Here is a 13,244-nt window from a genome sequence, read left to right as displayed (position 1 = left end):
TGGTCTGGCGGAGGCGGACGGGAATCGAACCCGCCTGACCCGGGTACCGGGTCACGTCGGCTTTAGAGGCCGCGGGGGTCACCAGACACCCTGACGCCTCCGGGGTCGAGGGTACGCACCGACCGCGCCACCGCCGGCTGCGGACGGGCTGCGGACGGGCTGGGGCCGGTGTTCACTCGGAGCCGTGACGACCGCGACCCACCGCCTCACCCAGTACGCACACGGGGGCGGCTGCGCATGCAAGATCCCGCCCGGCGAGCTGGAGGCCGTGGTCGCCGGACTGACCCACACCGGACCCACCGACCCGCGCGCGGAGCTGGTGGTCGGTCTCGACGACGGCGACGACGCCGCCGTCGTCCGGATCGCCGGCGGCCAGGGCCTGGTGCTCACCACCGACTTCTTCACCCCGGTCGTCGACGACGCCTACGACTTCGGCCGGATCGCCGCGGCCAACGCGCTGTCCGACGTCTACGCGATGGGCGGCACCCCGGTCGTCGCGGTGAACCTGCTCGGCTGGCCCCGCGACGTGCTGCCGCCGGAGCTGGCCGCGGAGGTGCTCCGCGGCGGTCTGGAGGTGGCGCACGCGGCCGGGTGCCACGTCGGCGGCGGGCACTCCATCGACTCCCCCGAGCCCACCTACGGCATGGCCGTCACCGGGCTGGTCGACCTGGAGCGGCTGATCCGCAACGACCGGGCCGCGGTCGGCGACCCGATCTCGCTGACCAAGCCCCTGGGCGTGGGCACCCTGAACAACCGGATGAAGGCCACCGGTGAGCCCTCGCCCGAGGCGATCGACTCGATGACCCGGCTCAACGCCGAGGCATCGGTGGCCGCCGTCGCCGCGGGCGTGCGGGCCGGCACCGACGTCACCGGGTTCGGCCTCCTGGGCCACCTGTACAAGATGGCCCGGGCCAGCGGGGTGACCGCGGTGGTCTCCGCGGCCGACGTCCCCTACCTGGCCGGCGCCCGGCAGGCCGTCGCCGACGGGTACGTCTCCGGGGGCACCCGGCGGAACCTGGACTGGGTCCGGCCGCACACCGACCTCTCGGCCGTGTCCGACGACGACGCCCTGCTGCTCGCCGACGCGCAGACCTCCGGCGGGCTGCTGCTGGCCGGCGAGGTGCCCGGCGCACCGGTCATCGGGGAGTTCGTCGCCGCCGGGGAGCACGCCGTCGTCCTCCGGTGATGCCGGACACGTGAGGCCCCGTTAACGTGCCGGGCATGCTGGCTGCCTTCGTCTCGACCCCGTCCGCCGACGACCCGCTCTCCGTGCTGGAGGTCGGCGACCGGCCGGCGCCCGAGGCCCGGGAGGGCTGGGTGACCATCGACGTCAAGGCGGCCTCGCTCAACCACCACGACCTCTTCAGCCTGCGCGGCGTCGGGCTCCCCCAGGAGCGGATGCCGATGGTGCTGGGCTGCGACGCCGCCGGCACCGACCCCGACGGCAACGAGGTGGTCGTGCACGCCGTGATCACCGGCACCCCGGGCTGGGCGGGCGACGAGACCCTGGACCCCAAGCGCTCGCTGCTGTCCGAGCTGCACCAGGGCACCCTGGCCGAGCAGGTCCTGGTCCCGGCCGCCAACGTGCTGCCCAAGCCCGCTGAGCTGTCCTTCGCGCAGGCCGCCTGTCTGCCCACCGCCTGGCTCACCGCCTACCGGATGCTCTTCACCAAGGCCGGCCTGCAGCCGGGCCAGACGGTGCTCGTGCAGGGCGCCTCGGGTGGGGTGGCCACCGCGCTCGTCGCGCTGGGCAGCGCCGCCGGCTACCGCATGTGGGTGACCGGCCGGTCGGAGGCCAAGCGGGCCGCGGCGCTGGAGCTCGGCGCCGACCAGGCGTTCGAGACCGGGGCCCGGCTGCCCGAGCGGGTCGACGCCGTCATGGAGACCGTCGGCAAGGCCACCTGGTCGCACAGCGTCAAGTCGCTCAAGCCCGGTGGCGTCATCGTGGTCTCCGGTGCGACCACCGGCTTCGACCCCTCCGCCGAGCTCAACCGGGTCTTCTTCACCCAGCTGCGGGTGGAGGGCTCCACCATGGGCACCCGCACCGAGCTGCAGCAGCTGCTGCAGTTGTGCAGCACCACCGGGCTGCGCCCTCAGATCGACGTCGAGCTGCCCCTGGCCCAGGCCCGCGAGGGCTTCGAGCGGATGCACGAGGGCCGGACCGCCGGCAAGATCGTCTTCACCGTCTGACCCGCAGCAGGACGGCGGCGGCGACGGCGGCCAGCGCCGCCGCCACCGCTGCCCCGGCGAAGACCGTGTGCAGCTGGGTGAGGACGGCGGCGTCGGTGGCCCGCTCGTAGACGGCGCAGTCGGCCGGGCTGGTCGGGCAGCTGACCAGCGGGCTCGGGATCTCCCCGACGGCAGCGGTGAACCGGCGCAGCGCGATCGCGGTCAGCAGCGACAGCCCGACCAGCATGCCGATCGTCCGGGCCACCACGACCAGCGCGCTGGCACTGCCGTGCACCCGCTGCGGCGTGACGGCCAGCAGCACCGCGCTCACCGGTGCCACCGCCAGCCCGAAGCCGAGCCCGGCGCCCAGCAGCGCGGCGGTCGACGTCCAGGAGTCCAGCGCGGTCGCGTCCCACCCGGCCATCGCCACGAACGCGGCTGCGGCCAGCCCCATCCCCATGGCGGCGACCCAGCGCGGGGCGACCACGCGGCACGCCCACCCCCCGGCCACCGCACCCACCGGGACGGCGACCAGCAGCTCGACCAGCACCAGGGCGGCGCCCAGCTGGTCGGTCTCGGTGGTGGCCCGGGCGAACAGCGGCACGTCGACCAACGCCGCCACCAGCGCGACCCCGACCAGCAGGTTGACCACCAGCGCACCCCACGCCCCCACCGGGCGCAGGTCGGCCAGCGGGACCAGCGGCTGCGCCGTCCGTCGCTCGTGCAGCACGAAACCGACCGCGGCCATCGCGGCCAGCGGCAGCAGCACGGGGCCGTGGGCCACCACCTGGGTCGCCGGGTCCGCGGCGGCGAAGGCCCACACCAGGGCGCCCAGCGCGAGGACGACGAGGACAGCGCCGACCAGGTCGACCTCCCGTGCCAGCGCCGGCAGCCCGCGCAGCGGGAGCACCGGGTGTGCCGCGGTGGCCGAGCGGACGAGCACGCCCGCGCCGGCGAGCACCGTCACCAGCACCAGCGGGGTCGTCCAGGCCGGCCCGGCCAGCGGCACCCAGCCCAACCCGAGCGTGACGTCGGTGGCGAGCACGTCGGGCTCGCCCAGCTGCAGCGCCAGCGCCGTCGCCGCCAGCACCGCCAGCACGGTGCCGACGACGTCGCGCCCCGGGCGCCGCGGCCCGGTCACCCGCAGCGCCACGGCCAGGGCCACGCCCAGGACCAGGTTGAGCCAGAAGATCCCGCGCCAGTCGGTGACGGCGAGCACCGCGGCCCCGGCCAGCGGACCGAGCACGGCGCCGGCCTCCTGCACCGCCCCGACGACGCCGAGCGGCACGGCCCGGCGCTCGGGCGGCCAACGGTCGGCGACCAGGGCCAGCGTCGCCGGCACCAGCCCACCGGCACCGATGCCCTGCAGACCCCGGCCCAGCACCGCTGGCCCCAGCTCCACGGCGGTGGCGGTCAGCAGCGAACCCAGGGCGAACAGCAGCAGGCAGCCGACCAGCACCGGCAGTCGACCGCGCAGGTCGGCCAGCCGGCCCAGCAGCGGGAGCGTGGCGGTGTAGCCGAGCAGGAACCCGCCGACGATCGGGGTGGCCTGCTGCAGCTGGTCCAGGCCGACGCCGACACCGGTGAGGATGTCGGGCAGCGCCAGGACGACGACGTAGGTGTCCGCCGCGGACACCAGGACCGCGAGCGTCGCCAGCACCAGGGTCGCCCGCGAGGGCGCCCGGGTGTCAGTCGGTGGGGGGTGCGGTGATCTGGACATCGGCCCCGAAGTCGGACAGGACGATCGTGTAGCCGGCGTCCTCGCCGGCGGCGAAGAACGGCCCGGTCAGCTGGACCTGGCGCAGCTCACCGCTGTCGGAGGCGATGGAGAACACCGCGTCCACCGGCTGTGCGGGGTCCTCGGTGGTCAGCAACGCCTCGACCAGGTCGCCGGGCAGCTGCCCGGTCACCTGGGTGACCACCTCGCCGTCCACCCGGGACTCCTCCCCCCGCTCCGGGGACTCCACCGCGGTGAGCAGCTGGGAGATGCCGTCGTCGGGGTCGATGAGCGCGCCCGGGTCACCGAAGCCCAGCGTCGCCGGGTCCACCACCGAGAACCCGGAGGTCAGCGGGAGCTGGGCGTAGACGGTGCCGTCCACCGACACCACCTGGGCGTCGATCGCGCTGCCCAGTGCCTGCACCTGCAGCGTGCCGGCGAAGGAGGCGGGCCGGGCGATGTCGCCCTCGCCGCCGACCACCGAGGTGCCACCGCTCGGCGCGCCCTCGCTGGTCAGCACGAAGTGCACGGACGCGGCGTCGTCCAGGGTGGTCTTCGCCCGGGACAGCAGGTCCGCGGCCGACTCGTCGCTGCCACCGCCGCAGGCCGCCGTCACCAGGGCGGTGAGCAGCAGCACCGCCGTCGTCGCGACCCGCATGACGCCTCCCTCGCTGGCGCCCCCCGCTGGAGCCCGGGGCGGACAGTAGCGCGGGGGGCGGGGCGGTCAGCTGGTGAGGGCGGCGATGCGCGCGGCGAGCTTGGCGCGGTCCTTGTCGGGGACGACGTCCAGTGCGGGGGCGATCTCCCGCAGCCGGGACCGCTGGGTGGTCAGCGCCCGGAACAGCAGGCCGGCCGTGGCGCCGTGGTCGGGGGTGTGCACGACCTCGACGGCGTCACCGGCGCCGATGTCACCGGTCTGCAGCACCCGCAGGTAGGCCCCGCTGGCACCGTGCGCGGTGAACCGCTTGACCAGGTCCGGGACGTCCCAGTACCGGGCGAAGTTCGCGCACGGGATGCGCGGTGCCGTCACCTCGAGGAGCGCGGTGCCCACCGCCCAGCGCTCCCCCAGCACGGCACCGGTCAGGTCCAGGCCGGTGGTGCGCAGGTTCTCCCCGAACGAGCCGGGCGGGAGCTCGCGGTCCAGCTCGGCCTGCCACCACTCGGCGTCGGCCTGGGCGTAGGCGTAGACGGCCTGCCCCTCGCCGCCGTGGTGCTTGCGGTTGACCTGTCGGTCGCCGTCCAGGGTCTCCTCGAGGACGGCGACACGGCCCTCGACCGGGCGCTTGCGGATGCCCGTGGTCGCGGGCCGCTTGCCCGGCAGGGGCAGCAGGTCGGCACCGGAGACGCAGACCGCCTCGATGCGGCCGGTCACTTCTTGGCGGTCGGCTCGGCGTTGGAGAGCGCGGCCACGAAGGCCTCCTGGGGGACCTCGACGCGGCCGACCATCTTCATCCGCTTCTTGCCCTCCTTCTGCTTCTCCAGCAGCTTGCGCTTGCGGGTGATGTCACCGCCGTAGCACTTGGCCAGCACGTCCTTGCGGATCGCGCGGACGGTCTCGCGGGCGATGACCCGGGCGCCGATGGCGGCCTGGATGGGCACCTCGAACTGTTGGCGCGGGATCAGCTCGCGCAGCTTGCCGGCCATCATCACGCCGTAGCCGTAGGACTTGTCCCGGTGCACGATCGCCGAGAACGCGTCCACGGCCTCGCCCTGCAGCAGGATGTCGACCTTGACCAGGTCGGCCTCCTGCTCACCGGCCTCGGCGTAGTCCAGGCTCGCGTAGCCCCGGGTGCGTGACTTCAGCGAGTCGAAGAAGTCGAAGATGATCTCGCCGAGGGGCAGCGTGTAGCGCAGTTCGACGCGGGACTCGGACAAGTAGTCCATCCCGGTCAGCGACCCGCGGCGGCCCTGGCACAGCTCCATGATCGTGCCGGTGTAGTCGCTGGGGGCGATCACCGTGGCGTTCACGATCGGCTCGAAGATCTTCTCCATCTTCCCGTGCGGCCAGTCACTGGGGTTGGTGACGACGTGCTCGGTGCCGTCCTCCATGACCACCCGGTAGACCACGTTGGGCGCGGTGGAGATCAGGCTCAGGCCGCTCTCGCGCTCCAGCCGCTCCCGGACGATCTCCAGGTGCAGCAGGCCCAGGAAGCCGACCCGGAAGCCGAAGCCCAGGGCCGCCGAGGTCTCGGGCTCGTAGACCAGCGCGGCGTCGTTGAGCAGCAGCTTGTCCAGGGACTCGCGCAGCAGCTGGTACTCGCTGCCGTCGATCGGGTACAGCCCGGAGTAGACCATCGGGTTGGGGTCCCGGTAGCCGCCCAGGGACTCTGCGGCCGGGTGGTGCTGCAGGGTGACGGTGTCCCCGACCCGGGACTGCCGGACGTCCTTCACCCCGGTGATGAAGTAGCCGACCTCGCCGACGCCGAGGCTCTCCACCGGCTTGGGCTCGGGGCTGATGACCCCGATCTCCAGCAGCTCGTGGGTGACGTTGTTGCTCATCATCTTGATCCGCTCGCGGCCGGAGATGCGGCCGTCGACGACGCGGACGTAGGTGATGACCCCACGGTAGATGTCGTAGACCGAGTCGAAGATCAGCGCCCGGGCGGGGCCATCGGCGTCCCCGGTGGGGGCCGGGATCTTCTCCACGATCATGTCCAGCAGCTCCGGCACGCCCTCGCCGGTCTTGCCGCTGACCCGCAGCACGTCGTCGGGGTCGCAGCCGATGATGTGCGCGATCTCGGCGGCGAACTTCTCCGGCTGCGCCGCGGGCAGGTCGATCTTGTTGAGCACCGGGATGATCGTCAGGTCGTTCTCGATCGCCAGGTACAGGTTCGCCAGCGTCTGGGCCTCGATGCCCTGCGCGGCGTCGACCAGCAGCACGGCGCCCTCGCAGGCGGCCAGCGAGCGGGACACCTCGTAGGTGAAGTCCACGTGGCCCGGGGTGTCGATCATGTCCAGCACGTACTCGGTGCCCACGTGCTCGCCGGTGCGCGGCGTCCAGGGCAGCCGGACGTTCTGGCTCTTGATGGTGATCCCGCGCTCGCGCTCGATGTCCATCCGGTCGAGGTACTGGGCGCGCATGTTGCGCCCCTCGACGATCCCGGTCACCTCGAGCATCCGATCGGCCAACGTCGACTTGCCGTGGTCGATGTGGGCGATGATGCAGAAGTTCCGGATGCGGGTCGGGTCGGTGCGGGCGGGTGCAGTCACAGTGCCGCCCATCGTCCCACGTCCCTGCTCGGGCGTGCGCCGACGTCGGGGCGCGTCGTGTGGCCGCCCGCGTGTGCAGGTGCACCTGCGGGCGGGTTGGGTGCCGGGGAGCTGCCTGGTATCTTGTGAGACCGGTCCTGTGGCGTGCTCTGCGCTGCCGCGGACGCACTGTCAGAAGTACCCCTCCCTGCGAACACCCTGAGGCTCACGCGTGGCGAACATCAAGTCCCAGATCAAGCGGATCAAGACCAACGAGATCGCGCGCAAGCGCAACGTCGCGGTCAAGTCGGCCCTGAAGACCTCGGTCCGGCGCTTCCGCTCCGCCGTCGACGCCGGTGACAAGACCGCCGTCGACGCCGCCCTGGTCACCGTCTCCAAGGCGCTCGACAAGGCCGCCAGCAAGGGCGTCATCCACAAGAACCAGGCGGGCAACCGCAAGTCGGCCCTGGCCAAGCAGGCTGCCAGCGTCTGACGCGCCGCCCGCGGCCCCGGCCGCGGCGCGCTCCCGACGAGCCCCCCTCCCCGCACGGGGACGGGGGCTCGTCGCGTCCTGCGGGGGTCCCGGTCGCGACCGGTCAGCGCCGGGTGGGCACCCGGCCCGCGCGGCCGGCGCCGGCGGCCGCCCGGATCGCCACGATCCGGCGGACCGCACGCTCCAGGGCGTAGTCCGCGCTCGCGGCCACGCCCTTGACGTCGGCGTTGAGCTCGGCGGCCACCCCGATGGCCTGCTGGAGGGCGTCGATGGTCCAGCCGCGGGCCTGCGCCTGGGCCTTCTTGACCTTCCACGGCGGCAGCCTGAGCGTGCGGGCCAGCTCGCCGACGTTGGTGGTGTTGAGCGAGGCGACCCGGGCCGCGGTGCGGACGCCGTCGGCGATGGCGTCGGCCACCAGCACGTGCGGTACGCCCCGGTCCAGCGCCCAGCGCAGCATCTCGATGGAGCCGGCGTTGTCCCCGACGAGCACCCGCTCGGCCACGGTGAACCCGGTGACCTCGGCCTGGCCGCGGTGGAACCGGGCGACGTCGTCGGCGTCGATGGAGCCGCCGAAGTCCGAGACCAGCTGGCTGGCGGCCGCGGACAGACCGCGCAGGTCGTTGCCGACGGCGTCGAGCAGGGCCGTCGCGGCGTCCGGGGTGATCCGGCCGCCCAGCCGCCGCACCTCGTTGCGGACGAACGCCATCCGCTCACCGGCGTTGCCGATCTTGGGGCACTCGTCGACCGCGGCGCCGGCCTGGGTGAACGCCTTGAGCAGCGCCTCGTTCCGCTTGCCCCCGTTGTGCACCAGCACCAGGGTCAGCTCGGGGTCGGGGTCCCTCGCGTAGCTGAGCAGCGAGTCGACCAGCGCACCGGCGGCCTCGTGCACGCCCTGCACGACCACCAGCCGGTGCCCGCCGAACAGCGAGGGAGCCAGCACGTCGGCCAGCTGACCGGCCGGCAGCCCCAGGGCCACCAGCTCGTGCTCCTCGGTGCCCGGGTCCCGCTCCAGGGCGGCCGCACGGACGGCGGAGACCGCCCGCGCCCGCAGCAGCTCCTCCTCGCCGACCACGACCCGCAGCCGGGAGGTGGGGGGCGGCGGGGCGGCGCTGGACACGACCTCATCGTGTCACGCAGCACCGACGGTCCGACCCGGCGACGGTGGACCCCACGGCCGGTCGCCGGCACCGTCCCGGGTGGGCCGGGTCCCAGTGCGACGGCCCGGTCGACATCGTCCACGCCGCGCACCGCGGTCCCCCAGTCGCCCCGCTCGCCGGTGACCGCGACGTCGCCGTCCAGGTCGGTGCGCAGCACCCGCATCCCGTCGGCGGCCAGCCAGTCCAGCAGCCGCGGGGCGGGGTGCCCGTAGCCGTTGTCGGCACCGACGCTGACCAGCGCGACCCGCGCGCCGGTCGCGGCGAGGAAGTCCGGGTCGGCGTCCCCGCTGCCGTGGTGCGGCACCTTGAGCACGTCGGCCCGCAGGTCGATCCCGCGGGCCAGCAGCCGGCTCTCGGTGTCCTCGCCCAGGTCACCGGTCAGCAGCAGGCGCAGCCCGTGGTGGGTGACCCGGACGACCATGGACAGGCCGTTGGGGTCGGCGGAGGGGACCGCGTCGGCGGCCGCAGGGGCCAGCACGTCGAACGTCGCCGGACCCTGGGTGCGGGTGTCGCCGGCGGCCAGCACGGTCAGCCGGCCGCCGGCCGCGGCCACCACCCGGCCGACCGACCCGACCCGGTCGTCGGTGGGGCTGAGCACCCCGGTGGCCACCTCGCCCACCTCGCGGCCGGCCAGCGCACCGGCCAGACCGGTGACGTGGTCGGCGTCCAGGTGGGACAGCAGGACCAGGGGCAGCCGGTCGATTCCCAGCCGGGTCAGGCAGGCGTCCACCAGCGTGGCGTCGGGGCCGGCGTCCACCAGCACGCCCTCCCCCGGGCCGGTCGGCACCACCAGGGCGTCGCCCTGGCCGACGTCGCAGCCGACCAGCACGCTGCCGGGCACCGGCCAGCCCCGGGCGGCCTCGCGGGCCGGCCAGCCCAGCACCACCACGCCCACGACGGCGGCCACCGCCAGGGGTCGGGCGCGGGGCCACCGCACCAGCACGGCCGCGCCGCCGACGAGGAGGCCGGCCAGCAGGAGGGCTCCCCCGGTGCCGGTGGGCCAGCCGGTCGCACCGTCGGGCACCGCCGCGGCGTGCTCGGCGACGCCGACGAGCCAGCGCGTCGGCCACCCGGCGGCCCACACGCACGCGTCGGCGAGGTCGCTGCTCAGCGGGGACAGCAGGGTCGCCGCCAGGCCCAGCACGGTCGCCGGGGCCACGGCGGGGGCGGCGAGCAGGTTGGCCGGCAGTGACACCAGGCTCACCAACCCGGACAGCCCGGCCACCAGCGGTGCGGTGACCAGGCCGGCCGCTCCGCTCACCGCCAGTGCGTCGGCGAGCGGTCCGGGCAGGCCCCGGCGCCGCAGGGCCCGGGACCAGCCCGGCGCCAGCAGGACGATGCCGGCGGTGGCGGCGACCGACAGGGCGAAGCCGCCGTCGCGGGCCAGACCCGGGTCCAGCAGCAGCAGGACCACCACCGAGGCGGCCAGGGCCGGCACGGCGGCGCGGGGTCGCCCGGTGGCCAGGGCCAGCAGCGCGACGGCGCCCATCGCCGCGGCCCGCACCACGCTGGGGCTGGGGCCGGCGAGCACGACGAACCCGGCCAGTCCGGCGGCCCCCACCGCGGCCTGCCACCGGCGCGACACCGCGCGGCGGCGCAGCGGCCACAGCAACAGCGCCAGCACGATCGCCACGTTGGCGCCGCTGACGGCGGTCAGGTGCCCGAGCCCGGCCCGGCGGAAGTCGGCGGTGACGCCGGGGTCCATCGCGGAGGTGTCGCCGACGACGAGCCCCGGCAGGAGCCCGGCCTCCCGGTCGGGCAGCACCCGCTGGGACGCCGCGGCCAGCCCTCCGCGCAGGTCCCCGGCCCAGGCCTGCGCCGGACCCGGCCCCCGCACGGAGGTGGGCGGGGACCGGGCGGACAGCACCGCCACCACGTCGTCACCCGGCTCCGGGGGCCGCACCGTGGCGCGGACCTCGACCTGGCTGCCGGTCGACACCTCCCGCCACTCGTCGGCGGGGGCGAACACGAGCACGGTGGCCGGGCGCAGCGCCGGCCCCTGGGGCAGGCCGGTGACGGTGCCGGCGACCAGGACCCGCGGCGGCCCGGGCCCACCGGCCAGCACGCGGGGCTCCTCGTCGACGGTCAGGACGACGGTGGCGACCGCACCCCGCGCGCCGAGGTCGACCAGCGGCGAGCCGGTGCGCTCCAGGCCCCCGACGGTGCCCACCACTGCCGCGGTCGCCACCCCGGCCAGCACCGACACGACGGTCCAGCGCAGGCGCCCGGCCCGCCGCGCGACCAGGGCAGCGGTGAGCACGGCGACCAGGAGCAGGCCGGCCGCGGCAACCGGGGTCCGTCCACCGAGCACCAGCGTGGTCGCCCAGACGGCGAGGGCGGGCGGCACCAGCCGCAGGTCCAACCAGGTCCACCGCTCGGACACCCGTCGTCGTCGCACCCGCACGCCGGGGACGCTAGGCAGCCGGTCCGCGCTCGGGGCCCTGCCGGACGTCCTGGGGAGGGACCCCCGGGGTGTGGACGGCGGGCAGCGGGCGGGGACCCGGCCTGCTAGCCCGGCCCCTCAGCCCAGGTCGGCGGGCGTGCCCCAGCGGTCGGCGTGCAGGGCGTCCGCCAGCGGCCGACGGGTGCGCCAGCCGTGCCGCTCCAGGTCCGGGGTGTCCTGCAGGGCCGCCACGGGGCCGACGCACAACCAGGCGACCGGTCGGACGTGCTCGGGGATGCCCAGCAGCTCACGCAGGAACGGCTCGCGGTAGAAGGAGACCCAGCCGACGCCCCAGCCCTCGGCGGTGGCCGCCAGCCAGAGGTTCTGCACGGCCAGGCAGGTCGAGTACAGACCGGCGTCGGCGATGGCGTGCCGCCCCAGCACCGCCGGGGACCCCCGGGTCGGGTCGTACGTGACGACGACGCCGAGGCTGGACTGCAGGACGCCCTCGACGGAGATGCGGGCGAAGACCTCGGCCTGCGCGGGGTCCAGGGTGGCGTCGAAGACCTCGCGTTCGCCGGCCACGTGCGCCTGGAAGTCCCGGCGCAGCCCCTCGTCCCGGACCAGCAGGAAGTCCCACGGCTGGGTCAGCCCGACGCTGGGCGCGGCGTGTGCCGCGGCCAGCACCCGGCGCAGGACGGCGTCCTGGACCGGGGCGCCGGTGAACTCCCGGCGGACGTCGCGACGGCGGTGCAGCACCTCGTACAGCTCCTGCGGCATGCCCCCATCCCACCCGAGACCCCTCAGACGGTGACCAGCGGGGACACCTCGCCGTAGAGCGCCGGGCCGATGCCGCTGACGTCGTCGAGCTGCTCGACCGAGGCGAAGGGCCCGTTCGCCGTCCGGTGGTCGACGATCCGCTGCGCCAGCACCGGGCCGATGCCCGGCAGCGCGTCCAGGTCGGCGACGGTCGCGGCGTTCAGGTCGACGGGCCCTCCAGCGGGGCCACCGGCCCCTCCCGCAGCGACGGGCGCGGCCACCGCCCCCGGGACGCCCACGGCGACCTGCTGGCCGTCGCTGAGCAGTGCGGCAGCGTTGAAGCCCGCGGGGTCGGCCTCCGGCAGCAGCCCCCCGGCGGCGGCCACCGCGTCGGCGACCCGGGAGCCCACCGGCAGGGTGACCAGCCCCGGCGTCACCACCTGCCCGACGACGGCGACCACCACGACCGCCGGGGTGGTCGGGGGTGGGGCAGCGACGTCGGCCTGGACCGCGGTCGGGTCGGCGGGTGCGGTGACGGGCACGGCGGCGCCGGGGTCGACGGGCTCGACGGGGGGACGACTCAGCCAGCTCCAGCCCCCGACGGCGACCGCGGCGACGAGGGCCGCGACCCACAGCGCGCGGCTGCTGGTCCGCCCGGGCGTCACCCGCACCCCGGCGCCGGCCGCACGGTGGCGGCCGGCTGCGGCGTCGTCGTCGTCGTCGTACGCCTCCTCGTCGGCGGCACCGGGGAGCTCCTCGGGCCCGGGCGCGTCGTGGCGGCGGTACCGGCCCGGGCGGGCGGCGAGGGTGCCGTCGCCGTACGCCCCGCCGCCACCGGTGTCGGGGCGGGCGCCGTCGCACAGGGGGCCGACTGGCCGGGCCGCGTCGGGCTGCCGGGCTCCGGCGGGGTACCGCCCGGAGGAGGGCGCAGGCCCCGTACCGGTCTCCCACCCGGCCTGTCGGGGCATCCCCTCCCCCGTACCGTGGCCCGGGCGACCCAGCCGGACGGTCTCCCGGGGGTCCTGCCCGGCCGGCCCCCGGCTGCCCCGACCGCCGACCGGCTCGCGCACGACGGCGAGGTGCCGCCGGCCCGGGACCGGCTCGACCGTCCAGTCGTCGCCGTCGCCCTCGTCGTCGTCCCAGCCCGTGGCACCCTCCGCGGGCCCCGGCGGGTCGGCCGGGCCGTCCGGGTCGTCCGGCACCCAGCCAGGGCCCGCCCGGCCGTCGGCCAGCAGGGCCCGCAGCCGGGCACGGATGAGGTCGGCGTCGTCGGCGCGACGGGCGGAGAACACGGGCGGCAGGCTAGGCACGGGACGGGCCGCACGGACGTCCCGGGACGGATCTGTGGACGGGACCCGCGGTTGTGGATGACAGCAT

At 75.6% G+C, this 13,244-nt stretch carries 10 protein-coding genes, 1 tRNA gene and 1 pseudogene; 3 read left to right on the top strand and 9 right to left on the bottom strand.

All coding sequences use genetic code 11. From position 1 onward, the window contains the following. Positions 1-5 precede the first annotated feature (5 nt). Positions 6-101, bottom strand: a tRNA-OTHER gene (locus AC0IVP_RS09610). 83 nt (positions 102-184) lie between these two features. On the opposite strand from AC0IVP_RS09610, the gene selD reads away from it, so the two are divergent. Both selD and AC0IVP_RS09600 read left to right on the top strand, forming a co-directional pair. Next, the gene (selD, locus tag AC0IVP_RS09605; protein WP_056297498.1) at positions 185-1,186 is read left to right on the top strand and encodes a selenide, water dikinase SelD; all 1,002 of its coding nucleotides are present in this window, start codon (positions 185-187) and stop codon (positions 1,184-1,186) included. 35 nt (positions 1,187-1,221) lie between these two features. Further along, a complete protein-coding gene (locus AC0IVP_RS09600; RefSeq protein ID WP_056298229.1) occupies positions 1,222-2,190 on the top strand; it encodes a zinc-binding dehydrogenase in 969 nt (322 codons plus the stop codon). Here AC0IVP_RS09600 and AC0IVP_RS09595 read toward each other — a convergent pair. From AC0IVP_RS09595 to lepA, 4 genes are all read right to left on the bottom strand, one after another. After that, positions 2,180-3,829, bottom strand: a complete 1,650-nt coding sequence (locus AC0IVP_RS09595) for an MFS transporter (protein WP_471756222.1) — start codon at positions 3,827-3,829, stop codon at positions 2,180-2,182. The two genes, AC0IVP_RS09600 and AC0IVP_RS09595, sit on opposite strands and share 11 nt — an antisense overlap. A 28-nt stretch (positions 3,830-3,857) precedes the next feature. Next, positions 3,858-4,544: an LppX_LprAFG lipoprotein gene (locus AC0IVP_RS09590; RefSeq protein WP_056297491.1), complete on the bottom strand. Its 687-nt coding sequence runs from the start codon at positions 4,542-4,544 to the stop codon at positions 3,858-3,860. Positions 4,545-4,610: 66 nt separating this feature from the next. Continuing rightward, positions 4,611-5,258, bottom strand: coding sequence for an MOSC domain-containing protein (locus AC0IVP_RS09585; RefSeq protein ID WP_471756220.1), 648 nt, complete (start codon positions 5,256-5,258; stop codon positions 4,611-4,613). Further along, positions 5,255-7,096 (bottom strand): translation elongation factor 4, encoded by a 1,842-nt coding sequence (gene lepA, locus AC0IVP_RS09580; RefSeq protein ID WP_235564861.1) that lies wholly within the window; start codon positions 7,094-7,096, stop codon positions 5,255-5,257. Before lepA ends, AC0IVP_RS09585 begins: the two co-directional genes overlap by 4 nt. Positions 7,097-7,307: 211 nt before the next feature. Here lepA and rpsT point away from each other — a divergent pair, with 211 nt between their 5' ends. Then, a complete protein-coding gene (rpsT, locus tag AC0IVP_RS09575; protein WP_056297483.1) occupies positions 7,308-7,568 on the top strand; it encodes a 30S ribosomal protein S20 in 261 nt (86 codons plus the stop codon). 103 nt (positions 7,569-7,671) lie between these two features. Here rpsT and holA read toward each other — a convergent pair whose 3' ends face one another. From holA to AC0IVP_RS09555, 4 genes and pseudogenes are all read right to left on the bottom strand, one after another. After that, positions 7,672-8,640 (bottom strand): DNA polymerase III subunit delta, encoded by a 969-nt coding sequence (gene holA / locus AC0IVP_RS09570; RefSeq protein ID WP_471756218.1) that lies wholly within the window; start codon positions 8,638-8,640, stop codon positions 7,672-7,674. 782 nt (positions 8,641-9,422) lie between these two features. Continuing rightward, positions 9,423-10,430: pseudogene (locus tag AC0IVP_RS09565) on the bottom strand (ComEC/Rec2 family competence protein); the annotation flags it as partial. 816 nt (positions 10,431-11,246) lie between these two features. Then, complete coding sequence (gene bluB, locus AC0IVP_RS09560) at positions 11,247-11,888, bottom strand: 5,6-dimethylbenzimidazole synthase (RefSeq protein ID WP_471756216.1); 642 nt, start codon at positions 11,886-11,888, stop codon at positions 11,247-11,249. 23 nt (positions 11,889-11,911) lie between these two features. Continuing rightward, on the bottom strand, positions 11,912-13,159 hold the full coding sequence (locus AC0IVP_RS09555) for a ComEA family DNA-binding protein (protein ID WP_471756214.1): 1,248 nt from the start codon (positions 13,157-13,159) through the stop codon (positions 11,912-11,914). Positions 13,160-13,244 lie beyond the last annotated feature (85 nt).

The sequence above is a fragment of the Klenkia sp. AC732 genome (assembly GCF_979256525.1).
This window is presented reverse-complemented; position numbering and strand designations above follow the sequence as displayed.

Bases quoted from the DNA above. Each gene is read 5' to 3' on its own strand.
- bluB (WP_471756216.1), bottom strand. From the start codon at position 11,888: ATGCCGCAGGAGCTGTACGAGGTGCTGCACCGCCGTCGCGACGTCCGC.
- AC0IVP_RS09600 (WP_056298229.1), top strand. From the start codon at position 1,222: ATGCTGGCTGCCTTCGTCTCGACCCCGTCCGCCGACGACCCGCTCTCC.
- AC0IVP_RS09590 (WP_056297491.1), bottom strand. From the start codon at position 4,544: ATGCGGGTCGCGACGACGGCGGTGCTGCTGCTCACCGCCCTGGTGACG.